This window comes from Oryzifoliimicrobium ureilyticum (assembly GCF_037199735.1).
Lineage (GTDB): Bacteria > Pseudomonadota > Alphaproteobacteria > Rhizobiales > Rhizobiaceae > Rhizobium > Rhizobium ureilyticus.
Map to the genome: position 1 here is coordinate 80,277 of NZ_JBBBVQ010000013.1, position 25,265 is coordinate 105,541.

Sequence of the window (25,265 nt, forward strand, 5' to 3'; positions counted from 1 at the left end):
AAAGTGATGGGCCTTAAGAGGCTCGATCGATCTGAGCGGCCCGATGGGCGGCCTGGACATCCGGATCCGGATCCAGGCTGGCCGCGAACAACGCCCGTGTATAGGTCTCACGCGGCGCATCGAAGACCTGACGTACGGGGCCCATTTCGACCACCTCACCGTGTCGCATGACCATCACATAGTCGGCGAAGTCACGGACGACAGGCAGGTCGTGCGCGATGAAGATAAAGGCGATTCCCATTTCCCGACGTAACTTGTCGAGAAGCGCGATGACCTGCGCCTGAACAGAAACGTCAAGCGCCGAAACGGCCTCGTCGCAGACGATCAGTCGCGGCTCAAGCGCCAGGGCGCGCGCGATCGCGATGCGCTGGCGCTGCCCACCTGAGAACTGGTGCGGATAACGTGGCATATGCTCAGGCGTCAGCCCGACCTGAACAAGAAGTTCTGCCACCCTTTCCCTCCATTTCGCCTTCGGCAGGATATCCGGATGGATCGCCCAAGCTTCCGAAATCAACTGGAACACCGTCATTCGCGGATTGAGCGACTGCGTTGGATCCTGAAAAACCATCTGCAGTTCGCGGCGTAGCTTAAAGAGTTCTGCAGGCGACAGTTGGAAAAGGTCCCTTCCCCTCCAGTGAGCCGTCCCGGCGTCGGGCTCATCCAGCCGCATCAGCATGCGCGCAAGCGTCGATTTGCCGGAACCGCTTTCCCCAACGATGGCCAGTGTTTCACCAGCCGCAAGGTCGAAGGAAATTCCTTTCAGCGCATCAAAGGCGCCAAAGCGCTTGCGTACATCCCTCACGACCAGAAGCGGATCGACCTTTCCGGCTGGAAGGTGCATCTTTCCCTTGCCGGGTGCAGCAGCAATGAGCTTCTTGGTGTAAGGATGCGTCGGGTTCTTATAGACGTCACGCACCGTGCCCTGCTCGACGAGCACACCTTTTTCCATAACCACAACCCGATCGGCGATCTCTGCCACAACGCCAAGGTCATGGGTGATGATGAGAACCGCCATACCGGTTTCGCGCTGTAGCTCCTTCAGCAGTGCGAGGACCTCAGCCTGAACCGTCACATCGAGTGCGGTCGTCGGCTCGTCAGCAATCAAGAGGTCCGGGCGCAGCGCAAGAGCCATGGCGATCATCACGCGTTGGCGCTGGCCGCCGGAAAACTCATGTGGATATTTCTTCATGGCATGCGCGGGATCTGGAAGACCCACTCGACCAAGCAGCCGTAACGCCTCTGCCTCAGCCTTGGCGGCATCCATGTCATGTGTCGTCATTGCCTCACGGATCTGCCAGCCGACTGTGTAGACCGGATTGAGATGGCTGAGCGGATCTTGGAAGATCATTGCGATCCGACGGCCGTTCACCCCGCGGCGCTCGTTTGCCGGCATTGTCAAGAGATCTTTACCGTCGAGCAGGATCTCGCCGGAACTAATTCTGCCCGGCGGCATGTCGATCAGGTTCATCACGGCCGACGAGGATACGGACTTGCCTGACCCGCTCTCGCCAAGGATTGCGAGTGTCTCGCCCCGATCGATGTGATAAGAGATGTCACGAACTGCATGCACCTTACCGGCCGCCGTGAAAAAGTCGACCGACAGATGACGCACGTCCAACAGATGATCAGCCATTCTTGCGGCCTTTCATTTCAAGCCGCCAACGCTGGACCGGGTCAAGCGCGATCCGCATCCAGTTCGACAGAAGATTCAGTGACAGGGTGGTCAAGATAATGGCGAGCCCCGGCCAGAAGGACAGCCACCAGGCATTAGTGAGATACTGACGTCCCTGCGATATCATCAGGCCCCAGGTAATCTCGGGAGGCTGGATACCGATGCCTAGGAATGACAATGCGCTCTCGGCCAGCATGACGTAAGCAAAGTCGAGCGTGGCCAGCGTCGTGAGCGTCGGAATAACGACGGGAAGGATATGACGGAACAGGATACGCCGGCTCGAAGCGCCCATCACCCTTGCGGCCTGCACGAACATTCGCTCCCTTATCTCCAGCACCTCCGCCCGTGTCGTGCGCAGATAGACGGGGATACGGGTAATGGCGAGAACGGCGATCAAGTTGAGGATCGATGAGCCGAGCAGATAAAGGACGATCACTGCAATCAAAAGCGACGGGAAAGACATGATCACATCGGCAAGCCGCATGATGATTTGGCTTGTGCGCGGGCCAGAAAAGCCGGCGACCAAGCCGAGAAAGGTTCCGATCACCGACGACAGGAGGACAGCTCCAGCAGCGACCAGCAAAGTGTTCTGTGATGCGACGATCATGCGTGCCAGCAGCGGGCGACCGAGCGCATCGGCTCCCAGCCAGTAAACCCATTCTCGCTGCAAGTCGAAAGGTGCAAGATTTCGCCCGCGCAGATTTTGCTTGCCCGCGAGCTCCCCCAGCCATTCGGGACCTACGAGGGCAAGTATTATAACAAGAATGAGTAAGAGTGCCGCCACGAAAGCGAACTTGTCCGCCCACAGCATGCCGAAGATTCTTTTCCAGATTGGCGGCTCGGAGGCGATCAGCATATCTGTGCCTGATAGACTCATATTCTCCTCCTCAGTGCCGGATCCGCGGATCGAGCAGAGCGTAGGCCAGGTCGATCAAGACGTTCATCAGGAAGATGGCGATTGCCGTGACAAGAATTGCCGCCAGCACCACATTAAAATCGCGTTGCAGAATGGAATCGATCATTAGCTTGCCCACGCCGGGAAAGCCGAAGATAGTCTCCACTACAACAGCGCCGTTGAGCAGGCTCGCGGCCTGATCGCCCATCACTGTGATCACAGGTAGCATGGCGTTGCGCAGGGCGTGCACAAAAATGATCGGGCCAGCCTTCACCCCCTTGGCGCGCGCGGTTTTGACATAGGCGGACGACAACGCGCTGATCATCGATCCACGCACGACCTGAACGATGATTCCGAAGGGTCGCACGAAGAGGACAGCGATCGGTAGGATCCAGTGCAGGACGGAACCGGTGCCCGAGGTCGGAAGCCAGACGAGCTGGATCGAAAATATCACGATCGCGACGATAGCGAGCCAGAAATCGGGCACTGATGCGCCGACCAGCGAGATCATGGAGGAAAACCTGTCGAAGAAGCCGCCCGAGCGGAATGCGGCAAGAGAGCCAACGACGATGGAGGCAATAGCAACCAGCGTCATGGTGATGGCCGCAAGCCAGAGCGTCCATACGAACGCCTCCAGCACGACATCGAGAGCCGGGCGCGCCTTGCGAAGGGATTCGCCCAGATCTCCTGTCAGCACATTGCCGACATAATGAACAAACTGCACAAACAGAGGGTCATTCAGACCGTGCAGTTCGCGGAACTGCTGCTTCATCTCAGCGGATGCCTCTACAGGAAGAAACAAAGCCGCAGGATCGCCCGTCAGTCTGGATAAAAAGAAGACAAGCACGACCAGCCCGATCAGAGAGATCAGACTGGAAAGCGAGCGTTTGCGAATGAAACTGAGCATAGCATCCTCATGTCGTAGGAGCGGCGGATCATCCGCCGCTCTCCCCGCGGCTCCTACCTCTATTTGATACCGATCTCGGATAACTGCAGCATGGAATTGGTGGCGATCGTCGGTTTGAAGTCCAGCCGTTCCGAAACGCGGGCAAAGCCAACCATATGGAAGAGGAGCACGTCGGCGACCTTGTCGTCATGCAGATAGGCAATCAGTTCCGACCAGAGCTTAGCGCGCTCATCGCCGACGGCCGCCGTAGCCCGCTGGATCAGATCATCCACCTTAGGATCGGAAAAACCGGACTGAGTGCCTTTGGTCGCATATTTGAAGAACATGGTGAAGGATGGATCACCCTTCGAGTTGTCATGCGAAGCAGCAACCAGAATAGGGCCACGTCCTTCCTTGAAGGGCTTCGAGTAATAGCCCTCGTGCTCAGCAACCTCTACGAACTTGAGATCCACCTTGAACCCAACGTCCTGGAGCTGAGCCTGGATGGCTTCCATAATCTCGGTAACGTTCGGGAAATTGGCGGTGCGCGCGATAATGGTGATGGGCGTATCAACCGGAACACCATCGGCTTTGGCTTCTGCCAAAAGCTTTTTGGCGCCCTCGGGATCATAGGGGAAGACCTTGACGTTCGGATTCCAGCCAAGCGTTGTTGGCGGCACGAGCGCTGTCGCAAGAAGCGCTCCATCGGGGACCAGAGAACCGATGAAAGCCTGGCGATCGATCGCAAGATTAAGTGCGCGACGGACCCGCACATCATTCAGCGGTGCAATGTTGTGGTCGATGCGCAGATAGGTCGTTTCGCTATCAAGATAGGAGAAATCCGTCTTGGGATTGGTGGCATCCAGCTGTGAGATCGAAGGGGACAGATCAGCCTCGCCGGTCTGCACCATTGCTGCCCGAACTGCTGGATCGGCTCGAAACAGGTAGGTTGCCTCGGTCACTTGTGGCTTGGCGCCCCAATAGTCGCTTCGGGCGTTCAGAACGATCTGCTGACCCGGCGTCCAGTTGGTGAGCTTATAGGGGCCCGTGCCGATCGGTTCACGAATGAATTCCATGGGCGTTTCTTCCGGAACGATGGTCACCAGAGACAGAAGAAGAGGCAGGATCGGTTGCGCGGGCTCAACCTTGAAGTCGATCGTGTAGTCGTCGACGATACTGGTGGAGATCTTCATGCCGCCAAAGTAGCGCCGGGATTCGCAGGCGTTCTTGTCGCTCATGATGCGTTCAAAGCTGTGCTTCACATCCTTGGCGTCGAAAGTCGTTCCGTTCGAGAAAGTTACGCCGTGGCGAAGATGAAAGCGCCAGCTGCCGTCGGGCGTCTGCTCCCATTTCTCAGCCAGACGCGGCATGACACCCTTCTTGCCGCGCACATCAAGCTCGGTCAATGTCTCACTGACATTCTCCATGATCACCCGACCAATATTCGATCGGGTTGCCATGCAAGGCTCAAGAAGGTCGGCCTCTTCCGCAAGGACGATCTTGATTGGTCCTGATCCTGCCGCAGCGGGCGAGATGCTGCCCACAAGTGCGGCGGCCAGAATTGCACCCATCATTACATTCTTTTTCATCGTATCCTCCTCCCAGTGAGACAATTCTCGCCACGCTCCCTCGCGAACAAGGTCTCCATCGCTGATCGTTCCGCAGACCTTTCTCATCAGGCGGTCCACAAGCACTCATCGGCGCCCGCAACAGCTCAAGTAAGGTACACAGACCATCGAACTTTCCTTCGAGTTTGTCAAATTAATTTGCACTCCGAGCTCATTCTAAAATATCCCGTAAATATTTTATCTTTTTATCCAATAGTTTAGCATATACTCCTCTACTAAATTTGCCGAATTTCTTTATCTACAAACTTGACAACTTTATCTTTCTGTTGATCCTTGGGTCGAGAGGAGACATGCGATGACACCTGATGAGATAGGCCGGGCGATGACGGGTGCCGTGCGCGGTGCAAGAGAAGGACGACTGGAAGCGTTCTTGCCATCGCCGATGGTCCAGAATCATGCAAGCTTCCTCCATTGGCTCTCTGATGGCAGTATCATCTGTGCCTGGTTTGGGGGCACGCTTGAGGGCAAGTCCGATATTTCGATCTTTGCTTCGGTTCTCGTGCCGGGTTCCCGCGCTTGGGCGCCAGCCCAAAGATTAAGCCATGATCCAAGCCATTCCGAACAGAACCCGGTTCTCTTCACAGCGCCTGACGGCCGCCTTTGGCTATTTCATACTTCGCAGCCTTCGGGAAATCAGGATGAGTGCCGCATCCGTATGGCGGAGGTTCTTCGTGACAGGGCCGATTTAAATGTCCTTACAACGGGCGAAGAACGCTATCTGGATCTGCCCCGCGGCTGCTTCGTGCGTGCGCCTTTATGGGTGCGCGAGGATGGCGCACTCATGTTGCCCATCTTTCGATGCCTGCAACGGCCCGGCCAGAAGTGGAACGGCAGTCATGATTATGCGGCCGTTGCCTCGTCAGAAGATGGAGGACAGAGCTGGCAGTTGGAGGAGCTCCCGCAGACGACCGGCTGTGTCCATATGAGCCCCGTTGACATCGGCAGCAGCCGGAAGGCGGCGTTTTTCCGGCGACGCCAGGCAGACTTTGTTTTCAGAACAGAGAGTTCCGATGGAGGGCGGAGCTGGAGCGTCCCAGAGGCAACGGATTTACCAAACAACAATTCATCACTTGCCGCGATCACTCTGGCTGACGGGCGCATTGCCGTCATTTGCAATCCAGTCAATGCGGATCGGTCCCCGGACCGACGCGTGTCGCTTTACGACGAACTCGGCGAGGACGACACCCGTCCCGATGCGGATCCCACGGGCGGCTGCCTTCCCGTCTGGGGCGTCGCGCGATCGCCGGTCAGCGTCTGCTTGTCGGAAGACGGCGGCAAGAACTTTCCCATCCGCATCCTCATCGAGGACGGCCCAGGAAGCTGCCTTTCCAATGACTCGACTGACGGGCGCAACAAGGAGATGTCCTATCCCTGGGTATTAGAAGATCCCGACGGTCATCTCCACATAGCCTATACCTATTACAGGCGCGCGATCAAATATATACGGCTGGCGCCCGGCTGGGCAGATGCTGCGGAAAGGAACTATCGATGAGGACAACCATCGGCATTACCATGGGCGATCCCTGCGGCGTTGGCCCTGAAATTACGGTTCGCGCACTCGCAGATATGGGGGCCGCCGATCGACGGGCAACCCGCATTTACGGCAACCTTGCGACCCTTGAGGAGGCGCGGCAGGCCTTAAAGATCAATATCGACCTTGAACCTTTCGTTGTGGATCTGCCGGTCGAGGGAGCGCCGCTTGCCTGGGGAACGCTTTCGGCCGGATCAGGCGACGCCGCATTCCGCTTCATCGAAAAGGCAGTGCGGGACGCGCAGGCAGGCTACATCGGCTGCATCGTTACCGCGCCCATCAACAAGGAAGCGCTGAACATGGCCGGTCATCATTATGACGGCCACACGGGGATGCTCCGGAGCTTAACCGGTTCATCTGCAGCCTATATGCTCCTGGCTTCAGAGCGTTTGAAGGTGATCCATGTCTCTACGCATGTCTCCCTTCAGGAGGCGATCCGCCGGTCCACGACCGAGCGGGTGCTGGCGACAATCCGGGCGGGCAACAGCCACCTCAAGCGCGTGGGATATGTTAAGCCGCGGATCGCCGTGGCTGGTATTAATCCTCATTGCGGCGAGAACGGTCTTTTCGGCACGGAAGATGACGATCAGATCGCACCGGCCGTTGCCGCCGCAAGGGCGGAAGGGATTGACGTACAGGGGCCGATCTCTGCAGATACGGTTTTCCACCGAGCTTATAGCGGCGCCTTCGATCTGGTCGTTGCACAATATCATGATCAGGGACATATCCCGATTAAGCTGGTGGCTTTCGACACCGCGGTTAACGTCTCCGTCAACCTGCCGATCGACCGAACATCGGTCGATCATGGGACAGCTTTTGACATCGCCGGCAAAGGCATTGCCAATCACGTCAACATGAACTCGGCCATCGCCTATGCGCGCAAGCTCGTCGCCGGGCAAACACAGCAGGGATGACAGCTATGGCCTTTGCACCCATTACCATCCATCAACCACGCCGCCTGACGGTCGGCGCGGGCACGGTCGCGCAAGTTGGAGCGTGGGCGGGGGAGGCAAAATCCGTATTGGTTCTTGCAACGCCGATTACCGCGACCTTTGTAGATCGCCTGCAGCTTTCAGGTCGGGTCAACCTGTTTGATGCCATTCCCGGCGAACCGGACACCGTGACACTCGAAGCAGCCCTAGAAGCAGCCCGTCATGCAAAGCCGGATCTGGTCGTTGGGCTCGGCGGCGGATCTGTGATGGATGTGGCGAAGCTGGTTGCCGCCCTTTGGGACCGGAATCAGAGCCTATCAGATGTAGCTGGACCAAATCGCATCGGGGGACGCAAAGCGCGGCTGGTTCAGATCGCAACCACCGCAGGCACAGGATCGGAGGCCGGGATCAGATCATTGATCACGGATCCAGAGAAGGGTGCCAAAATTGCGGTCGAAAGCCCGCATCTCATCGCAGACATGGCGATCCTTGATCCGGAACTTACCTACTCCGTGCCGCCGGCCGTGACTGCAGCCACTGGAATAGATGCTATGGCGCATTGCGTCGAAGCCTACACGAACAAGCGCGCCCACCCGATGATCGATGATTTCGCACGGATAGGGTTTCGGCTGGTGGGAAAATTTCTGGCGCGGGCCGTTCGGGATGGAGCAGATACCGAGGCTCGCGAGGGGCTCATGCTTGCCTCCTACTATGGGGGGATCTGCCTTGGGCCGGTTAACACGGCTGCCGGTCATGCCATTGCTTATCCGCTAGGAACGCGGCTTCACATGCCGCATGGGCTGGCAAATGCGGTCATCTTCCCTCATGTCCTAGCCTTCAACCAGCCTGCAGTGCCGGAAAAAACAGCAGAAGTAGCAAAGGCACTTGGAGCAGCGCAGGCCGATTCCTCCAAAGCGGTGAGTGATGTCGCCAAGGGCTTTTGCCTCGAGCTCGGCGTGGAGATGGCTCTTTCTGCGCATGGTGCACAAGAAGCGGATCTTTCCCGCTATGCGGCCGACGCTCACGCCATACGTAGGCTGATGGATAACAATCCAATCGACATGAGCGTCGACGATGTCCTTGGAATCTATCGGGCAGCGTACTGAGGCCATTGCAGACATAAGCTTCTGTCGCGACTGATGCTCCTTCGGCTCAGTCGCGATGCGAAGTCTGAAAGAGACGCTCGCGCGATCCTTCCAGATGCGACTTCATCAATGCCATGGCCGCCGAACCATCGCCCGACGCGATTGCATCGGCGATCGCCTCATGTTCTCCAAATACGCGTGACAGTCCAGCAGCCTCTCGTTTAACGGAAATGCCGTGGAATTTCATCCCTGCCGAAATGTGGTCCTTGAGTGCTTCCATGGCCGTTGAAAAATAGCTGTTATTGGCAGCACGCGCGATAGCGAGATGAAACTGATAGTCCGCGTCTTCACGGTGGGATTGCCTGTTGGTGGCGTCACGCATCAGCTCCAAAGCCCGACGGATGGTGGCGAGTGTCGCCTCATCGCGTCTTGCAGCGGCGGCAGCAGCAGCGGCAGGCTCGAGCGTCAGCCGGAACTCATAGCAGTTCAGCAAATCGGCGACATTCTCAAGCTGACCGAACCCCAGCGGCTCTCGCAGCCCCAGCACCCGCACGAAGCTTCCAGCGCCGCGCCGCGAATAGATCAGCCCCTGTTCGCGCAGGCGCCTGAGCGCCTCCCGGATCACTGGTCGCGATACCTCAAACTCAATCGCGAGATCATTCTCCGTTGGCAGTCGCTCATCCGGTTTGTAGGCTCCCGATTTGATCGCCCGATGTATCCGTTCGAACACAATGTCAGGCAACGCCTTGCGTGCTGTTCCGCCGACCAGGTCCATGTTCACTCTGCCCCCATAATTTTTGCAGCCACTCTTGCCAGCGTATCCGGTGCACCGAAACCGCCAGACTTGGCGATGATGCAATGTCCGTGAGCCTCCGCAACGCCGAGGCCAGGCAGGCACTCGCCAAGCAAGGCAAGCTCACTGATGCCCGCTCGCAAAAGCACCGCGTCTGCCGTCGCTCCGCCTGAAAGAAGCCAGGTTCGCGCCGCCCGCGTCATCTCCGGCACAACTCCCGCCGCTAAATTCGTTGAAACCTGCTCAGGGGAAGCCCTACTTGCTCCCGATAGCGCCTGAACAACAACGATGGTTCGCTCCGAGCGGGACGGAGCTTCGATGATACCATTTGACGCTTCAACATAGTCGACGCAAAGCCCGTGCCGTAAAGCGGCAACCTGTGCAAGCGTGATCGGATCTCGTGATCCGATCACGAAAAGGGCAGTACCAGAGGGAATGTCCACCGGCCGCGCTTCAGCCTTTCCTGTCATGGAGGCCGCAAGTGCCTCGGCTAAGCCGCGCGCGCCGATAAACAGATCGACGCCCTCGGCTTGCGCTCGCGCTAGTGCCTCACGCATATCCTGGTCCGTCTGCATATCGGGAACGAGGCAGCGGTCGCCTGCCCCCCCGAGCGCTGCGAGGACAGAAATCGGTTGATCGACACCAAATCCTCGAAGGTGCCCGTTCTCGACGAAGCGGCCGAAGGCGGGAATCGCAGGTGCAACGAGCGCCTTAGGAAAGTCGATAGCATCCAATTCCGCGGCAATGTTTCCCTTGAGCCGGGAATCGACCTTTTTGAAGACAGTAGCGCCAGGGGGAAGCAAGGAAACTGCCCTTGCCATCACGCCCCGTGCCTCGTTCGCAGAGACTTCCCGACAGTTCAGATTAACGGAAAGGACATCCACGTCATGGTTGCGCAAGGCATCGGCAACGGCATCTATCCTCATCACCACACGAGTTGAGAGCCCTCGCCCGGCAAAGGGTGCGGCGGCATCTAGCGTGCCTGTGACGTCGTCAGCCAGGATTACCAGCATCCAAAACACCTGTTGTCATCTTCAATTTAGGAATTTAATCATATTACTCAATGAGGTAAAAGAAGATAATGACAAATATAAGTGCTTTTTGTTGTCACTTCCAACGTCAGTGTAGAGAGAGAAGAAAAGAAACATGATAGATCGGTGAGGCATTGTACCGCAGACACCGAAAGCCCCTCGTCTGATGGGAAGTGCTGCCTCTTCGGTAAACTCGGAGCGGGACCCTGGGATCGTCACTGCAGAGTTCGCAACTTTTCTGTGGCTTAGATATGTGTCTCTAAGCCATGCTCTCATCGAGCAAACCTGATGCGATCGCCATGACATCATCGCCAAGCGACCGATCCTCGATCATGACGGGAGCGTGCTTCCGCACGAAAGCATGCACCGCCGCCGTCCCTTGCCCGCATCGATGTCCGGGTCGCTGATCGACAGCTTGCGCTGCGGCAAGTAGTTCACAGCTAATCAACAGGCGCCAGAGCTTCAACATCTCGCCGAGTTTGCGGACTGCAAGGGCAGATTGCGTCGCATGATCTTCGACGCCTTCAGACACGGAAAGGAAGTCGAGCATGACAGGATTAGCCTTGTGACGGATGTCGGCCATGAGAGCTGCCACTGTCTTCTGCATTGGGACGAAGCCGGCCGACGCCCCACCGACCGCCGAAAGATAGCGCGGCAGGCCGGCTCGACTGGCACCCGTCATTTGAAGAAAGCGTGCTGCCGACGCTGCAGCCGCCTGGGCTATGGCAAGGCCGAGCGTTTCGAATGCAAGAGAAAGTGCGGGTGTGTGAAAATTGCCCGACGAGAGGACCCTCTGCTCCTCCAGGAGAACAACTGGATTATCCGCCGCAGCATTCAGCTCGAGCTCGACGATGCCAACCGCTCTCGACAACGCGTCAGCAAGCGCGCCATGGATCGACGGTAGACAGCGAAGACTTAGTGGATCCTGGATCGCTGCGCCTGGCTCGAAGAGCATCGAACCGTCCAGCATCTGCAGCAATCGATCTGCCTCTTCGACCTGACCAGAAACGGGCCGCGCCTTTTGGATGGCAGGCGATAAAATGAGCACATTACCGCCCATCCCTTCGAAACTTAACGATGCAGCCCGCCGTTGGGCATCCATCAATGCGAGCGCCTCGTGAAGAACAAGTGCGCCAAAGCCGCATGAGACAGCCGATGCATTGAGAAGAGATATCCCGTCTTTCGGCTGGAGCCTTGCAGGAGCAAGACCAGCAAGTCTCAAGGCCTCACCCGCCGGATGGATCGTACCGCGATACTCAGCCTCTCCTTCACCAACCAGGGCCCGTGCCATGGCCGACAGAAGCACCAGATCGCCCGCGCCAACCGAGCCGACCGATGGCATGATCGGGTGAACGCCGGCATTCAGCAGGGCAACCAACGCCTGGAAGGTGGGCAATGAGATACCGGACCCACCAACCGCCAACATCGAAAGCCGCGCTGCAATGACAGAGCGGGTTACGTCGCGCGAAAGCGGCTCGCCAACAGCGACGCCGCGACCGCGGATCAACTGCAGCTGGAATAGGTCGAAGTCACTCGTTACAGACGTTTTAAGGTTGGCGCCAAGCCCGGTATTCATGCCATAGATCTGCTGACCGCCTTCGGCTGCGTCTTCCAAAATACGGCGTGCCTTGATCAACCGATCGCTGACCGAACGAGTGATATCAACGCTCGCATTTCGGCGGGCGATCGCAACGATGTCAGCTAGCGTCGTTCCGGAGCCGGTCAGCAGAACTCGGGTCATGCGAAGCGCAGCCTCTGGCCAATCCCCGCCGTATGCGCCTTCGTCAGCAGCGCGTGACCAAGCGCAATGTCACTGAGCGAGAGGCCGCGATGCCAGAGAAGGATCGTTTCGTCTTCGTTCTGCCGGCCCGGTTTCAGGCCAGCAACGACCTGGCCAAGCTCGGCGTGCAATGTCTGCTCCGAGAGCCGGCCTGTTTCAACATGTGTGCGCAACGAGCCAAACTTACCGGTCTTACACTGACCCCAGTCATCGACCACTAGCTTATCCATAATATCGGTCAGTGACAGTTCGATCGCACTCATCGTACCGTACGGCACGACAAAGGCGCCTTTCTTGATCCACTCGGTCTTGAGAAGAGGTGTCGGTTCGGACAGGCGCGAGGCTTCGACGACAATATCGGCCCCCTCGACACAGTCACGCCAGTTGTCGGTCACAGTGACCTTCTTTCCGAGATCCTGTTCGAGTTTCGCACCGAAAGCATCGCGACTTTCCGGCCGGCGCGAGTGCACGCGGATTTCGTCAAAATCATAGAGATGGTCCAGGAGGCGCACGTTCCAATAGGCCGTACCGCGCGCACCGATATGGCCGAGGACTTTGGAACTCTTGCGAGCTAGATATCTTGCCCCGAGAGCTGTCACCGCACCGGTGCGCATGTCAGTGATCACGGTGGCGTCCAGAATCGCCTTCGGCACGCCGGTGCGCGGATCGAACAGGTTGAGCACACCGAATTCGGAGGGGTAGCCGAGCTTATAGTTATCGACGTAATCGCCGACAACCTTTACGCCCGCAAGGCCGATCGGTGCCACATAGCCGCGTAGCACGTTGAAATGACCATGGAAGCTTGAATCAGGCTCGAGATGCACGCGGGGCTCGATGACCGTCTCACCCCTACCTTGCGCACCAAGCGATGTTTCAATCGCCGCGAGGATTTCATCGTTGCTAAGATCGAGCGCCTCAATATCAAAGGCGTTCAGGTAATCGATATAGATGGGATCCATGATCATCAACTTCTCGTTTGTGGGGGAGCGGCGAGGCCCAGATGGTGGCGAAGCGTACGACCTTCATAGTCCACGCGAAACAGTCCGCGGCGCCGCAGCTCAGGAACCACATAGGTGATGAAATCTTCAAGCCCCGAGGGAAACAGAGGAGCCATCACATTGAAGCCGTCGGCGGCACCCTCAATAAAACGTTGTTCCATGGCATCGGCGATCTGCTCAGGCGTACCTGCAACCTGCCAGTGACCGCGGGCGCCGGCGAAGTGACGCGCCAGCTCCCGGATCGACAAATGTTCTCGCTTGCCAAGGTCGATGATCAACTGCTGCCGACTTTGGATTAGATTGCTCTGTGGCATATCGGGCAGAGGCCCATCAAGCGGGTATGCCGATAGATCCTGAATGCTAAGATAGCTTGCGAGCAGAGCCACGCCGACAGCGTCAGGAATCAATTCCTGCAGAGCCCGGTATTTGGCTTTTGCCTCGGCTTCCGTGGCGCCGACAATCGGTGAAATTCCCGGCATGATTTTGATGTCGTCGGGCCTGCGTCCGTATTTCCCCAGCCGTGACTTCAGATCTGCATAATAGAGCTGAGCCTCTTCCAACGTCTGCGAGGCCGCGAATACGACATCGGCGGTGCGTGCCGCTAGTTCTTTGCCGATCTCGGAGGCGCCTGCCTGCACCATGATCGGGCGCCCCTGAGGTGAACGCTGGCTTTCCAGAACGCCATCAACCGTGAAATACCTGCCGTCGTGATGGACAGGATGCAGCCTGGTGCGATCCGCAAAAATATCGGCGCGTTCCGGCAGATGGGCGCCATCGTCTACGGCATCCCATAAAGCGAGCGCCGCATCGGCGAACTCGTTGGCACGGTCATAACGCTCCGAATGCGGACGAAGTCCACGGCTTGCAAAATTTTCCGCCTCAAGTTCGCTCGCCGACGTGACGAGGTTCCACCCTGCCCTGCCACCGCTCAGTTGATCAAGCGAAGCGAAGACTCGGGCAAGCCCATAAGGCTCGTTGTAGCTTGTCGATGCCGTTGCGACGAGACCAATGTGCGAGGTGTTGACGGCAAGCGCTGCAAGCAGGCTCAGCGGTTCAAACCCCGTGGACCGCGCGGCTTGGCTCGCCATTTCGGGATTGCGCTCGCGGATGGCGGCGGCATCCTCAACAAAGAGCATGTCGAACTTGCCCTTTTCCGCAATCTGGGCGAGCATGATAAAATGGTCGATATCCGCGCCTGCTGGCGCATAAGCATCCGGATGCCGCCATGCCGCAATATGATGACCACCGGCCATCAGGAAAGCGCCGAGTTTCATTTGTCGGCCACGGCTCATGACGCGTGCTCCTTTTCGGCAGCCGGATGTGCGGGGTGCGATAGGCTGAGGCGATCGCGCAAGGTGAAACCTCGCTTCTCTTTGATCAGGCCGCGGCGTTGCAGTTGCGGCATCACATCTGAGAAGAAAAGTTGGCCGATCGCGACCGTCGGCGGCAAGATGGTGAAACCATCGACCTGGCCGGCCTCAAACCACTGCGCCAACGCATCGGCTATCTCATCCGATGTCCCGACCAGCCGGGCCGCCGATAGCGGCTGTATCGCCCGATCAGCCTGACCGAAGTCAAGCGCATGACTAGCCGTTTGCGCCGCGTCTGAGCTCTCAGCAATTACCGGAACAACGTTTGCGAGAATGCAGACATCTTGCCGCTGACGGCCTGCAGCTTCGAGCAAGCGAACGAAATCAGCAGCGGCTTTGTTCGCAGATTCCGGGACAGCGTCCTGAAGAAGGAGAAGTTCGGCATGATGAGCAGCTAGAACTGTGTCTTTCTCGCTTAAAAACTGGGCGGAGACTGGTCTGCCCTGTGGTGAACGATTGACGTTCAGCGGCCCGCGCACCGAAAAGTGCTTACCCTTGTGACCCAGCACATGCATCTTGCTCGGTTCGAAGAAGCGGGCTGCTGCCTTGTCATAGACGAAGGCGTTGTCCTCCCAGCTGTCCCAAAGGTCACGGACCAGGCCGAGATATTCCGCGCTACAGGCGAGATCATCAGTCGAAGGCACGGCAAGCCAACCCGTCCGCCCCCGACTGATATGATCCAGCGAGGCGAAACGGCGCGCAAGGTTGTAGGGTTCGTGTTGAGCGGTAGACGCCGCAGCAACAAACCCGATCCAGCGTACCCTCGTGGAAAGGGCTGCAACAAGCGTCGTCGGCTCGAACGGAATCGCGATAGGCGAAAGATTAGCAGTCGGCCGCTGTCCAAGTCGATCGCTGAGGAGAACAAAATCAACCCCGGCTTCTTCCGCCTGCTCGACGTGAGAAAGCAGTGCATCGAAACCAAGCTGCTCCATCGTTCCGCCTTCGCGCCAAGCAGATGGATCATGACCGAAAGGGGTAAGAGACAAACCGAGATGCATCAAAAGCTCCTGCGCTCAGATCGCGAAGATGGCAGCGCGCGTCAGATGTCCGGTCACAGTGCCGCTGGCGTCGATCACGGCAAGGACGTCGCTGTTGGCGGCAATCATCAGCGAGAGGGCTTCGCGCAGATTGGCGCTGGCCGCAACGCCGGTCGTCGATACAGGCGGCGCGCCCGCCAACATCGCGTCGGCCACTGAAAATAGAGTAAGGCGCTTGATCGCCCGGTCGATCCCGACAAAGTTTGCAACGAACTCATCCGCCGGATGGGACAGGATTGCATCGGGCGTATCATATTGCACGATCCTACCGGCGCGCATGATGGCGATGCGGTCGCCGAGGCGGATGGCCTCGTCAAGATCGTGGGTAACCAAAACGACTGTCTTGCGGACACGTTTGAGGATCTGCTTGAACTCGTCCTGCAGACGCAGCCGCGCAATGGGATCAATGGCGCCGAAGGGTTCGTCCATCAGAAGCACCGCTGGATCGGCCGCCAAGGCGCGCGCTACGCCGATCCGCTGGCGCTGGCCACCGGAGAGCTGGCGCGGGTAACGGTTCAGTATTTCCTGCTGATCAAGGCCAACAAGACCCAGCAGTTCATCGGTGCGCTTGACAATCTTCTGCTGATCCCAACCAAGCAGCTTCGGTACGGCCGCGACGTTTTCAGCAATTGTCATATGCGGGAAAAGCCCGACATTTTGGATGACATAACCCATATGACGTCGGAGCTTGACTGGATCGCCTTTCGTTACGTCTTCGCCATTGACGAAGATCCGACCATCCGTCGGCTCGATCAGGCGGTTAATCATCCGCATTGTCGTCGTCTTACCGCAGCCGGAAGGGCCGATCAGCGCGACAGTGGATCCTTCTGGCACGTCCAGCGTGAGGTCGTCCACCGACGGCGCCGCATTCGCGTCATAGCGCTTGGTGACATTCTCCATTCGGATCATGCGGTAGGCCCTTCTGCAAACAGGTGTTTTTCCACACGGCCGAGGATAAATTCGGTGCTGAGAGCCAATACCGCGATCGGCACTGCTCCAACCAGGAGCCGCGATGTATCCATCATGCCCATCCCCGTTGCGATGAAGTCCCCAAGCCCTCCCCCGCCGATAAAGGGCGCCAGGGTTGCGCCCGCCAGCACCTGGACCGCAGCGGTACGCGCGCCTGCAAACATGGCGGGAGCGGCCAACGGGATTCGGATCTTTTGTAAGACCTGGCTGCGGGTCATGCCCATGCCGATCGCCGCTTCAACAGCGTCTGCATCGACATCTCGCAGACCGACATAAGAATTGAGGAGGATCGGCGGAAGAGCAAGAACAGTGAGCGCGACAATCGAGGGCATGATGCCGATCCCAAGCAATGGCATCATGATCGCCAGAATGGCGAGACTGGGAATAGTCCTGAGACCGTTGATGGCATTGATGACGCCGAAGGCAAAGCGTCCATGGTTGACGATGAGGACCGCAAGCGGCAGGGCAATGGCAAGCGCGATCGCCAGGGATACGCCCGACATTAAAAGATGCTGGCCCAGCGCGCGAAAAAACTCGGCCTGGTGATCGATGACCCAAAAGAAGGCTTTGCTCAGCATGCAGCAGCCCTCAATTCCAACGCAGAAGGGCGCGCTCCGCCCAGGAAAGAATGAAGTCAAAGATGACTGCCAGCAGCGCCGTCAGGAGGCCTCCAACAAGAATTTTCTCAGCATATTCCTGGTCGATACCGATAAGGATGATCGATCCAAGTCCGCCGCCATCGATAAAGGCGGCAACCGTTGCAATACCGACTACGGTAACGAGCGCGATACGCGCACCCGAAACAATTAAGGGCAGCGCGAGCGGCAACTCGATGCGAAACAGACGCTGCCATGGGCCATACCCGATACCATCGGCAGCATCAAGCACATCCACTGGGACGCCCCGGATGCCAGTCACGACGTTCCGCAGCAGGATCAGCAAGCAATAGGACGACAGACCAATCAGAGCCGGTTTCATGCCGAGACCAAAGAACGGGATCAAGAGGGCGAAGAGCGCAAGGCTCGGAATGACGAAGACAACGTTCGTTACTGTGAGCGCGAAAGCATAAAACCGCGGCCGCCGGGCGCAAAGGATGCCGAGGATGAGTGCGATCACAAGGCCGATCAACACCGAGGAAACCGACAATACCAGATGCTGCCAGACGGCCAGTGCGATTTCCGGAATATGCTTGGGTGCCCAGTTCAACGAGACGTATCCTGCTTTAGCGATCAAGACAAAACGGCGAAGCCGGCAGCTTCGCCGCATTTCATGGTGAGGGCAAGCAACGGTTTGGGTTTCTCAGATACCTTGAGCCTTCAAGAACTCTGCAGCGACTTCCGCCGGTTCCTGTTTGTCCCGATCGACTTTGGCGTTGAGTTCGCGCATGGTCTTGTTGTCCAGAAGCGGGCTGATCTTATTCAGGACCTCGGCAATCTTCGGGTTTTTGGCGAGCGCATCTTGCCGCACGACGGGAACAAGGTAATAGGGAGGGAAGAGCTTTTTGTCGTCTTCCAGAACCACAAGCTTATTGTCAGAGATCTGCCAGTCGGTTGCAAAACCGTAAGACACATCGAGATCCTTGCTCATCAGTGCGCTGTAGCGAATTCCGAGCTTAGCGAAAATCTTAAATTCCTTAAATTCGATTCCATAGACTTGTTTCAGGCCCGGCAGACCGTCCTTGCGTTCTCCAAAACCGCCCTCGGCGCCGAAGCTCAGGTTCTTGGAAACGGGGCCAAGATCGCTCAGTGTCTTCAGTTTGTACTTTTCGGCGGTCTCAGGCAACGTGATGATCGCATAGCCGTTGTTGATTTGGGTCGGCTTTAGGAGCGTCAGCTTGAGGTTTTTCTCGTAATAGTCCTTGACGTCCGAGTAAATCTTGTCTGCCGACCCCGAGAGATCACCCTTTACCACGGCGGCCAATGCCGTGCCGGTATATTCGGGATACAAATCGATCTCACCGTTCGTCAGTGCAGTATGGGCAACAAGCGTGGCACCAAGATTGAGACGACGCTGCACGTCGACACCTGCTTTTTCAAGGGCCTGCGCGTAAATTTCCGCAACGATGAACTGTTCCGTGAAATTTTTGCTACCAATCTTGACCGCATCGGCATTGGCGGGCATCGCGGCACCCGCAGTCATTATAGCGCCCGCCAGCAGGCCGGTCAGAGACTTCCAGAACATTGTATTCCCCTTGAACATAATCCGTTTCAGTTTCGTAAGACATATAGAACGTTTCGTCCAATTGGCGTGAAACAGCGTACCAATTTTCATCGTTCTGGAAGAAATTGCCTTTCACATTCTCGGTCCGCTACCGTGATGTACAGAGACCCTTGCCCGTTTAAATGGTCCCTTGCCTAGAACTCGAACTGAAACTGGGCCTCAGGCCGGTTTTTGAATGCTCGAATACTCTAGCATCCAGGACAAGTACATCCGATCTCATCCTCGGATGAGATCCTGGCACAATTGACCCCACTTGGATGGCGCGACGTTCTACGTTCCGCTTGGAGATAAGCGAAAAGGCGCGCATTGGATGGCAACCAAGTGACTGTCCGTCACCGAAACTGGAACCATGGACTGTGCCGCATCGCTCCAAACACGAGGATGTCGCATGGCCAGCCTTCCAAGCATCATTCTGGTATGATCCGGTGATAGCCGCGCTGATAATAGATGAGCGCTTCGCTGGAACCACCTTCGTGGATGGCAACCACCCGGCAAAACAGAACCTTATGGGTGCCGACATCGACGCTGTCGCTCACGATACAATCGAAAGAGACGACCGAATCCGCTAGTCGGGGAGCTCCTGTCAATCCACGGTCCCAATCGGCGGCGGCGAAGCGCTCATCGACGGGCGTCTTGCCGCCAAACAGGCCAGAGAGCTTTTCGTGAGCACCGCTCAACGTATTGACGCAGAGCGTCTTGTTCTTCTCGAAGGTTTCGAAGACTGAGCTGGAGCGGTTCAAGCAGATGAGCAAAGTCGGCGGCGTGTCCGTCACGCTGCAGACGGCAGAGGCGGCGAAGCCTGCCTTGCCTCCCGGACCGTCTGTCGTAATAATATTGACCGCAGCTCCCATCTTCGCCATGGCGTTGCGGAAATCGAGCTGGCTGATTTCTTCGGCTATATCGGACTCTGCGGTGATGGTGGTCATGGCGTTCATGGATCACTCCTTCGCAAATGGTGGCGCGGTTCAGGCCGCCGGACGGGTGGTTTCAAGCGATTGGAACCGGCCGAGGGCCAAGACAGTTTCGAGCTTGCGGGCTACAGAGGCCGCAATGTCTTCACGCCAAGGCGGCGCGACGATCTGGATCGCAACCGGCAGGCCGTTGCAGTTCTTTACCGGCAAGGTCACGACAGGCAATCCTAGAAATGAGAACGGCCGGGTAAACACCGTCATACCAGCGAGGATTGTGTTCATGCGTGGCCCCGCACCGACATTGACCTCCGCATCAAGGGGCGCGACGAACGGCATGGCGGGCACGATGATGGCGTCGCATGTGGCAAAGGCGGTCTGCAAGAAATCGGCAAGCATACGAGCCCGGATCTGCAATGCGCGAAGGTAAATCGGCGCCGGAACAGCGATTGCCTGCGCCAGTCGCGACTGCAACTGCGGACCATAATCCTTAGGGCGCTCGCGCATCCAGTCAAAATGGATGGCTGCAGCCTCGCTCATGGCAACGACATTTGCAAGCTCTGCAATGCCGCTGAAATCAGGCAAGTCGGCCTCAGACATAGAGGCTACATGAGGCTTCAACGCCGTGACCGTTTCTTCCATCGCAGCTCCGACGTCGTTTGAAACGCCGTTCAGGAACATGCCTGTCCCGAGCCCGACCCTGATTGCCGAGATATCATCCGCAAGAGGCAAGAGCTCTGCGTCCACGCAAGTGGTGTCCTTGCCATCGGGTCCGCTGATTGTCTTGAGAATTGTAAAGGCATCTTCGACCGAGCGTGCGAGAGGGCCTACGCAGTCTTGCGAGAAAGACAATGGCATCGCGCCGGTGCGCGGCACGCGGCCTTGTGTCGGTTTGATGCCGACCACGCCGCAACAGGCAGCTGGAAGTCGGATGGAGCCGCCAGTGTCCGAGCCGAGTGCTGCAAGCACGACCCCGCCGCCGACCGCAGCGCCCGAACCGCTTGAAGAACCACCAGTAATGCGCGCCGCATCGATGGGATTGATGGCGCGGCCATGATGATGGTTGTGGCCGGTCGGGCCCATTGCAAATTCCGACATGTTGAGCCGGCCGATCGAGAATGTCCCTGCCGCCTGAAGGCGCGCGATCGCACAGGCATTTGTCTCGGCAAGGTAATTCGCCCGGATTTTCGAGCCGCAGCCGGTTACCCTGCCTGCGTGATCGAACATGTCCTTATGGGCAAGCGGTACGCCATGCAAAGGTCCGAGGCGGCGGCCCTCAGCAACGGCCTCGTCTGCCGCCCTCGCTGCGGCCAAGGCCCCTTCCCGATCGATCTCGATGAAGGCATTAAGGCGCGCATGTGTTGCCTCGGCGCGATCCAATGCTGCAACGGTCAAATCCACCGAAGAGCACTTGCCGCTTCGCACGAGATGTGCCGCCTCCAAAAGCGAGTTTGGATCAAGATCGTTCATTCAGCCGCCTTCGCATTCAAGATCGCATAGAAACTGCTCGTCTCCAGATGAAACATGCTGCCATGCCGCCCATAGGCGTGCGGCGCAATCCATTTCGCATCTCGCGCCATCTCCTGTTCCATGGCAGACAGCTCCTCCGCACTTGCCTCGCGATCAAGATAAGTGAGAGCCAGAAGGCCCATCGCTTCCTTTATCTCTTCCATTAGCTGAAATCCTGCGGTTGGCGATTGCGCACGAGCTGGCTGAGCGAAACTGCAACGACAAGCGCTCCGCCGTAGAACAAGTTCTGCACATAGGCCTGTGCGCCAAGCATGGTTAGACCGGTGATGCCTGTCACCAGGAAATAGACGCTGATGATGGCGCCGAAGGCGTTGAAGCGCCCTGGCGAGATAGTGGTCGCCCCAAGAAAGGCTGCGGCAAACGCCGGCAACAACAGATTGAGGCCAGAAAGCGGATCGGCAGATCCGGTCATTCCGGAATAGAACACTCCGGCCAGGGCAGAGATCAGGCCAGAGATGATGAAGGATACCGCCCGTACCTTATCCACATTGATGCCGTTAAGACGCGAGACTTCACGACCACGCCCGACAAACAAGAGCTTTCGGCCCGCAATCGTGTATTCCAGCACGTACCACAGCACCGCCGCCAGGATCAGTGCATAGAAAAAGGCCAACGGAATGCCGAACAGTCTGTTGACGATGACCCACTCCACCAGCGTCATCGAAACTCCGGAAATGGTTTGGGACTGACTGACCCACAAGATCATGCCATTAACAAAGGTGCCAACGCCCAAGGTCACAATCAGAGAATGAATGCGGAAATAGAGAACGAAGAAAGCGTTGATCGCTCCGATGACCACGCCTGAGGCAAGTGCCACGAGAATGACGGGGCCAATGGGCCATCCCTGCTTGACGTTGAGGACGGCAATCAACATCGAACTCATGGTCAGGACGGAGGCGCCGGAGAGATCGAAATCGCCTGATGTCAGCGGAACGATGATGGCAAGTGTCAGCACAACGAGGACCGCCTGCGAACCGAACATGGTCGAGAAGTTACGCCAACTCAGGAACGAGTCCGGCATCAAGGCGCCGAAGATAATGATCAAAAGAAGCCAGGCTGCGACCAAGGCGTAGCGCTCACCTTCGCGCTTGACGTTGAAGGAGTGTCGCGGCGCCTTTGCGGACATGTCGATCGTCGTCATTCTGCAGCCTCCGCGTGATGGGATCCAGAGTAGAAGCAAGCTTCGGTGATAGCCTTGCGCGTAATTTCGTCGCCCTTCAGCTCAATGACTGGCCGGCCTTTGGAAAAGATGATGATCCGGTCACAAATCTGTTCAAGCTGCTCGTTGTCGGTCGAGGCGCACAAGATCGATGTCCCTTCGGCCGTGGCCCGGTCGAGGGCCTTGAAGATCTGCTGGCGGGCTCCGAAATCGACGCCCTGCGTCGGCTCATCGAGCATCAGCAGCTTTGGCTTCATCTGAAGCCATTTGGCGAGCAATACCTTTTGCTGGTTTCCGCCCGAGAGCGAGCCAAGCATCATTTCAGGTCGCGGAGGGCGTACGTCATAGATCTCGGAAAGGCGCGCGGCCTTTCGCGTCATGCTGCTGCGATCAAGTCCGAACGCAATGAGATGTTCGCCAAGCACCGGCAGCGTGATGTTGTCGGTCACGGAAAGACTGCCAAAACCGGCTGCGCCCAAACGATCGCCAGGCAGAAAAGCGATACCCATCATCTGAGCTCTGGCTGGCGTGATCTTCTCCAGATCGACAGTCAGCCCACCCAGTGTGATCCGCCCTGCCCCCTTTCGCGCACCGTAGAGTATGTAAGGGAGTGCCGCGAAGCCAGAGCCGATCAGACCCGTAACGCCGAGCGTTTCGCCCTCAGCGATATCAAGATCAAAAGCAGGCCCTGTCTCGACCCTTACGCCTCGTACGGCGATCGCGGCCACACGCGCGTCGGCATTGCGGTCTTTGACAAAAGCATCGATGCGGCTACCGACGATGGTATCGAGGATTGCCTGGCGTTCGGCGGTCTTCGTATCGATGATATCAACGAGCTCTCCGTCGCGAAGAACGGCAACACGATCGGTGATGTCGCGCACCTCATCGATATCATGAGTGACGATGACGACAGACGCACCGGTTTTGACAATCGAGCGAATGAGGGAGAAAAGCCGCTTAACGTCATCCGCCGGCAGGAATGGGGTGGGCTCGTCTAAAACGAGAATGCCTTCCCCGCCATAACCAGCGTTTGAAGCGCGCAAGTCTTCAAAGGCGCGAACGATGGCAACGAAAGCACGTTCTACCGGCGCCAGTTCCGCAATCGTCGATAAAGGATCGATTTCAAGGTCAAACTCGGCAAACAGACGGGAGATCCGCTTCGCTTCTTTTTTCCAGGAGACGAGCCAAGGGTTTTTCTGACCGAGCGCCGTGACACGCATGTTTTCGACGACCGTCAGCGAGGGCACAAGACCAAGGTGCTGGTGAACGAAAGCAACACCCCTGGTCTTGATATCCATTTGGTTCAGCGGCAGCGGCATCTTCTGCCCCCACAGGATGACTTCGCTGCCCTCCTCGGGTTGATAAAACCCGGCCAAAACCTTGATCATGGTAGACTTGCCAGATCCATTTTGGCCAAGCAGTCCGAATACTTCACCGCGCCGGACCGACAAGGTAACGCCCTTCAGTGCGTAGTGGCTACCGAAGCGCATGCGGATGTTGTTCATTTGAAGCACGGCATGATCGGACATTGCTGGCTCCTGTCAGCAGGCGGTTACTTCAGTTTCCAGAGCTTGCGAAAGCCTTCCAGATGGGCGTCGCCATAACCATCGTCGAACGTGGCAGGCACCCCCGCTGTCTTGATGTTTTTCTCATCGAAGACCAGCAGCGGAGAGTTGAGCTTCGTGACCGAAGGTAAACCGCAGAGCATACGCATCATATTGTCGATGGCAGCATATCCGGACCAACCAAGGCTCTCGCCGACATCCATCTGCACCTGCCCCTCGCGCACCATATCGAGCACGAAAGGCGTTCCGTTGTAGCTGGCAATCTTGACCGAACCTTCCGCCCCAGTAATGCGCAGCGCAGGGACAACAAACTGCGACATGGAGTCGTAGATTGGCAGGATGAAATTGATACCAGGATCGGCAAGGATGGCCGATTGCACGCCAGGCTGGATCTTGGTTGCCCATTCGGAGACAGGAACATCGAGATGCTTTTGTTTGCATTCAGGGCAAAGGGTCTTCAGCTCATCCTGGATCGCTTTGACGAAGGGGATCGATGGGAGAACATCGGAGGAACCGACGATCAGGACGTTGGGCTTGCCTGCGGTTTTGACGAAGGCCCAAGCGGCAAGAAGCTTGCCCGCGCCCGTGTAGTCGACAGCACCGGAGTAATCAACGCTCGCATGTTGCTTTTGCGTGACGTCGTAAAAATGGGTCGTGGTGATCTTCAGGCCAGCAGCGCGGGCCTCGGCGAGCTGTGGGCCCAGCCATTCGGGGTTGAGACCACCAGCAAGATCAAGCACGTCATATTTCTGACTGATGGCTTGGGAAACACCTTGGATCCATTGGTCGCTCTTGAGCTGGTTATCCCATGTCGTATAGGTGAAGCCGACCTCCTTGGCCGCCTTTGCCATGGCCTTTTGCAACTCGACATTGAAGGGAATGGTCATTGAAATGGGGATCGACAAGACCTTCTTTCCAGCCATGCAAGTCTTGGCATCGAAAGCATCGCCAGGTGCGTTGAACACAGGCATCTTTTCATGTTCGGCAATAATCGCATTGGCATCAGCCATCGGGTCGGCTTGAGCCACTCCGAAAAGCCCGGCAGATGCGGCCAAACTGACAAGGGAGGCGAGCAGGAGTTTGCGCATTCGAAACGTTCCCCTTCGTGTTCCTCCGCCTTCAAGGGCGAAGTTTTTATCGCGGTCCATCCATGACCGACGGTGATAATGTACGTACATAAACAAAAATTCGTCAACGGGTTTTGCCTAATTTTTTGCACTGCACACTAAAGAGGCAAACGCCGAAAATATTGTGTTCTCATTGAGTGTTTTGTGCT

The 25,265-nt window shown here is 57.4% G+C and carries 23 protein-coding genes; 3 read left to right on the forward strand and 20 right to left on the reverse strand.

The window, feature by feature from the left end:
- Positions 1-13: 13 nt before the first annotated feature.
- The 4 genes from VQ830_RS17795 to VQ830_RS17810 are packed head-to-tail and all read right to left on the reverse strand — an operon-like array spanning position 14 to position 5,042.
- Entirely contained in the window at positions 14-1,633 is a 1,620-nt protein-coding gene (locus VQ830_RS17795; RefSeq protein WP_337269491.1) for an ABC transporter ATP-binding protein, read from the reverse strand.
- Positions 1,626-2,549 carry an ABC transporter permease gene (locus VQ830_RS17800; RefSeq protein WP_337269492.1) on the reverse strand — a complete coding sequence of 308 codons (924 nt, stop codon included), beginning with the start codon at positions 2,547-2,549 and terminating at the stop codon, positions 1,626-1,628. The genes VQ830_RS17795 and VQ830_RS17800 overlap by 8 nt, the downstream gene beginning before the upstream one ends.
- Before the next feature lie 10 nt (positions 2,550-2,559).
- Positions 2,560-3,474, reverse strand: a complete 915-nt coding sequence (locus tag VQ830_RS17805; protein ID WP_337269493.1) for an ABC transporter permease — start codon at positions 3,472-3,474, stop codon at positions 2,560-2,562.
- Positions 3,475-3,533: 59 nt separating this feature from the next.
- Positions 3,534-5,042: an ABC transporter substrate-binding protein gene (locus VQ830_RS17810; protein ID WP_337269494.1), complete on the reverse strand. Its 1,509-nt coding sequence runs from the start codon at positions 5,040-5,042 to the stop codon at positions 3,534-3,536.
- A 334-nt stretch (positions 5,043-5,376) separates the two neighbouring features.
- Between VQ830_RS17810 and VQ830_RS17815 the strand changes: the two genes are divergently transcribed.
- The 3 genes from VQ830_RS17815 to VQ830_RS17825 are packed head-to-tail and all read left to right on the forward strand — an operon-like array spanning position 5,377 to position 8,650.
- Positions 5,377-6,573: a sialidase family protein gene (locus tag VQ830_RS17815; protein WP_337269495.1), complete on the forward strand. Its 1,197-nt coding sequence runs from the start codon at positions 5,377-5,379 to the stop codon at positions 6,571-6,573.
- Entirely contained in the window at positions 6,570-7,526 is a 957-nt protein-coding gene (gene pdxA / locus VQ830_RS17820) for a 4-hydroxythreonine-4-phosphate dehydrogenase PdxA (RefSeq protein WP_337269496.1), read from the forward strand. The genes VQ830_RS17815 and pdxA overlap by 4 nt, the downstream gene beginning before the upstream one ends.
- Before the next feature lie 5 nt (positions 7,527-7,531).
- Complete coding sequence (locus VQ830_RS17825; RefSeq protein ID WP_438618153.1) at positions 7,532-8,650, forward strand: iron-containing alcohol dehydrogenase; 1,119 nt, start codon at positions 7,532-7,534, stop codon at positions 8,648-8,650.
- Positions 8,651-8,696: 46 nt separating this feature from the next.
- Here VQ830_RS17825 and VQ830_RS17830 read toward each other — a convergent pair whose 3' ends face one another.
- The 16 genes from VQ830_RS17830 to VQ830_RS17905 all read right to left on the reverse strand — a co-directional run bounded on the left by VQ830_RS17830 (position 8,697) and on the right by VQ830_RS17905 (position 25,077).
- Positions 8,697-9,404 carry a FadR/GntR family transcriptional regulator gene (locus tag VQ830_RS17830; protein ID WP_337269570.1) on the reverse strand — a complete coding sequence of 236 codons (708 nt, stop codon included), beginning with the start codon at positions 9,402-9,404 and terminating at the stop codon, positions 8,697-8,699.
- Positions 9,405-9,406: 2 nt separating this feature from the next.
- Positions 9,407-10,435 carry a four-carbon acid sugar kinase family protein gene (locus VQ830_RS17835; RefSeq protein ID WP_337269498.1) on the reverse strand — a complete coding sequence of 343 codons (1,029 nt, stop codon included), beginning with the start codon at positions 10,433-10,435 and terminating at the stop codon, positions 9,407-9,409.
- Between the two features lie 277 nt (positions 10,436-10,712).
- Entirely contained in the window at positions 10,713-12,194 is a 1,482-nt protein-coding gene (locus VQ830_RS17840) for an HAL/PAL/TAL family ammonia-lyase (protein WP_337269499.1), read from the reverse strand.
- On the reverse strand, positions 12,191-13,192 hold the full coding sequence (locus VQ830_RS17845) for an ornithine cyclodeaminase family protein (RefSeq protein ID WP_337269571.1): 1,002 nt from the start codon (positions 13,190-13,192) through the stop codon (positions 12,191-12,193). Before VQ830_RS17845 ends, VQ830_RS17840 begins: the two co-directional genes overlap by 4 nt.
- Before the next feature lie 5 nt (positions 13,193-13,197).
- Positions 13,198-14,523, reverse strand: a complete 1,326-nt coding sequence (locus VQ830_RS17850; protein ID WP_337269500.1) for an LLM class flavin-dependent oxidoreductase — start codon at positions 14,521-14,523, stop codon at positions 13,198-13,200.
- Entirely contained in the window at positions 14,520-15,599 is a 1,080-nt protein-coding gene (locus VQ830_RS17855; RefSeq protein WP_337269501.1) for an LLM class flavin-dependent oxidoreductase, read from the reverse strand. The genes VQ830_RS17850 and VQ830_RS17855 overlap by 4 nt, the downstream gene beginning before the upstream one ends.
- A gap of 15 nt (positions 15,600-15,614) precedes the next feature.
- Complete coding sequence (locus VQ830_RS17860) at positions 15,615-16,547, reverse strand: ABC transporter ATP-binding protein (RefSeq protein WP_337269502.1); 933 nt, start codon at positions 16,545-16,547, stop codon at positions 15,615-15,617.
- On the reverse strand, positions 16,544-17,185 hold the full coding sequence (locus tag VQ830_RS17865) for an ABC transporter permease (protein ID WP_337269503.1): 642 nt from the start codon (positions 17,183-17,185) through the stop codon (positions 16,544-16,546). The genes VQ830_RS17860 and VQ830_RS17865 overlap by 4 nt, the downstream gene beginning before the upstream one ends.
- 10 nt (positions 17,186-17,195) lie before the next feature.
- Positions 17,196-17,813, reverse strand: coding sequence for an ABC transporter permease (locus VQ830_RS17870; RefSeq protein ID WP_337269504.1), 618 nt, complete (start codon positions 17,811-17,813; stop codon positions 17,196-17,198).
- 93 nt (positions 17,814-17,906) lie between these two features.
- Entirely contained in the window at positions 17,907-18,788 is an 882-nt protein-coding gene (locus VQ830_RS17875) for a glycine betaine ABC transporter substrate-binding protein (protein WP_337269505.1), read from the reverse strand.
- Between the two features lie 446 nt (positions 18,789-19,234).
- Positions 19,235-19,762, reverse strand: coding sequence for an NADH-dependent FMN reductase RutF (gene rutF, locus VQ830_RS17880; RefSeq protein ID WP_337269506.1), 528 nt, complete (start codon positions 19,760-19,762; stop codon positions 19,235-19,237).
- A gap of 30 nt (positions 19,763-19,792) precedes the next feature.
- Complete coding sequence (locus tag VQ830_RS17885) at positions 19,793-21,205, reverse strand: amidase (protein WP_337269507.1); 1,413 nt, start codon at positions 21,203-21,205, stop codon at positions 19,793-19,795.
- Complete coding sequence (locus VQ830_RS17890; RefSeq protein ID WP_337269508.1) at positions 21,202-21,408, reverse strand: hypothetical protein; 207 nt, start codon at positions 21,406-21,408, stop codon at positions 21,202-21,204. The genes VQ830_RS17885 and VQ830_RS17890 overlap by 4 nt, the downstream gene beginning before the upstream one ends.
- On the reverse strand, positions 21,408-22,406 hold the full coding sequence (locus VQ830_RS17895; protein WP_337269509.1) for an ABC transporter permease: 999 nt from the start codon (positions 22,404-22,406) through the stop codon (positions 21,408-21,410). The genes VQ830_RS17890 and VQ830_RS17895 overlap by 1 nt, the downstream gene beginning before the upstream one ends.
- Positions 22,403-23,953: a sugar ABC transporter ATP-binding protein gene (locus VQ830_RS17900; RefSeq protein ID WP_337269510.1), complete on the reverse strand. Its 1,551-nt coding sequence runs from the start codon at positions 23,951-23,953 to the stop codon at positions 22,403-22,405. The genes VQ830_RS17895 and VQ830_RS17900 overlap by 4 nt, the downstream gene beginning before the upstream one ends.
- A 23-nt stretch (positions 23,954-23,976) precedes the next feature.
- Positions 23,977-25,077, reverse strand: a complete 1,101-nt coding sequence (locus VQ830_RS17905; protein ID WP_337269511.1) for a sugar ABC transporter substrate-binding protein — start codon at positions 25,075-25,077, stop codon at positions 23,977-23,979.
- Positions 25,078-25,265: the final 188 nt, after the last annotated feature.

Excerpts from the sequence above, each read along its gene's own strand:
- VQ830_RS17795 (WP_337269491.1), bottom strand. The coding sequence starts at position 1,633 with ATGGCTGATCATCTGTTGGACGTGCGTCATCTGTCGGTCGACTTTTTC.
- VQ830_RS17800 (WP_337269492.1), bottom strand. The coding sequence starts at position 2,549 with ATGAGTCTATCAGGCACAGATATGCTGATCGCCTCCGAGCCGCCAATC.
- VQ830_RS17805 (WP_337269493.1), bottom strand. The coding sequence starts at position 3,474 with ATGCTCAGTTTCATTCGCAAACGCTCGCTTTCCAGTCTGATCTCTCTG.
- VQ830_RS17810 (WP_337269494.1), bottom strand. The coding sequence starts at position 5,042 with ATGAAAAAGAATGTAATGATGGGTGCAATTCTGGCCGCCGCACTTGTG.
- VQ830_RS17815 (WP_337269495.1), top strand. The coding sequence starts at position 5,377 with ATGACACCTGATGAGATAGGCCGGGCGATGACGGGTGCCGTGCGCGGT.
- pdxA (WP_337269496.1), top strand. The coding sequence starts at position 6,570 with ATGAGGACAACCATCGGCATTACCATGGGCGATCCCTGCGGCGTTGGC.
- VQ830_RS17825 (WP_438618153.1), top strand. The coding sequence starts at position 7,532 with ATGGCCTTTGCACCCATTACCATCCATCAACCACGCCGCCTGACGGTC.
- VQ830_RS17830 (WP_337269570.1), bottom strand. The coding sequence starts at position 9,404 with ATGGACCTGGTCGGCGGAACAGCACGCAAGGCGTTGCCTGACATTGTG.
- VQ830_RS17835 (WP_337269498.1), bottom strand. The coding sequence starts at position 10,435 with ATGCTGGTAATCCTGGCTGACGACGTCACAGGCACGCTAGATGCCGCC.
- VQ830_RS17840 (WP_337269499.1), bottom strand. The coding sequence starts at position 12,194 with ATGACCCGAGTTCTGCTGACCGGCTCCGGAACGACGCTAGCTGACATC.
- VQ830_RS17845 (WP_337269571.1), bottom strand. The coding sequence starts at position 13,192 with ATGGATCCCATCTATATCGATTACCTGAACGCCTTTGATATTGAGGCG.
- VQ830_RS17850 (WP_337269500.1), bottom strand. The coding sequence starts at position 14,523 with ATGAGCCGTGGCCGACAAATGAAACTCGGCGCTTTCCTGATGGCCGGT.
- VQ830_RS17855 (WP_337269501.1), bottom strand. The coding sequence starts at position 15,599 with ATGCATCTCGGTTTGTCTCTTACCCCTTTCGGTCATGATCCATCTGCT.
- VQ830_RS17860 (WP_337269502.1), bottom strand. The coding sequence starts at position 16,547 with ATGATCCGAATGGAGAATGTCACCAAGCGCTATGACGCGAATGCGGCG.
- VQ830_RS17865 (WP_337269503.1), bottom strand. The coding sequence starts at position 17,185 with ATGCTGAGCAAAGCCTTCTTTTGGGTCATCGATCACCAGGCCGAGTTT.
- VQ830_RS17875 (WP_337269505.1), bottom strand. The coding sequence starts at position 18,788 with ATGTTCTGGAAGTCTCTGACCGGCCTGCTGGCGGGCGCTATAATGACT.
- rutF (WP_337269506.1), bottom strand. The coding sequence starts at position 19,762 with ATGAACGCCATGACCACCATCACCGCAGAGTCCGATATAGCCGAAGAA.
- VQ830_RS17885 (WP_337269507.1), bottom strand. The coding sequence starts at position 21,205 with ATGAACGATCTTGATCCAAACTCGCTTTTGGAGGCGGCACATCTCGTG.
- VQ830_RS17890 (WP_337269508.1), bottom strand. The coding sequence starts at position 21,408 with ATGGAAGAGATAAAGGAAGCGATGGGCCTTCTGGCTCTCACTTATCTT.
- VQ830_RS17895 (WP_337269509.1), bottom strand. The coding sequence starts at position 22,406 with ATGACGACGATCGACATGTCCGCAAAGGCGCCGCGACACTCCTTCAAC.
- VQ830_RS17900 (WP_337269510.1), bottom strand. The coding sequence starts at position 23,953 with ATGTCCGATCATGCCGTGCTTCAAATGAACAACATCCGCATGCGCTTC.
- VQ830_RS17905 (WP_337269511.1), bottom strand. The coding sequence starts at position 25,077 with ATGCGCAAACTCCTGCTCGCCTCCCTTGTCAGTTTGGCCGCATCTGCC.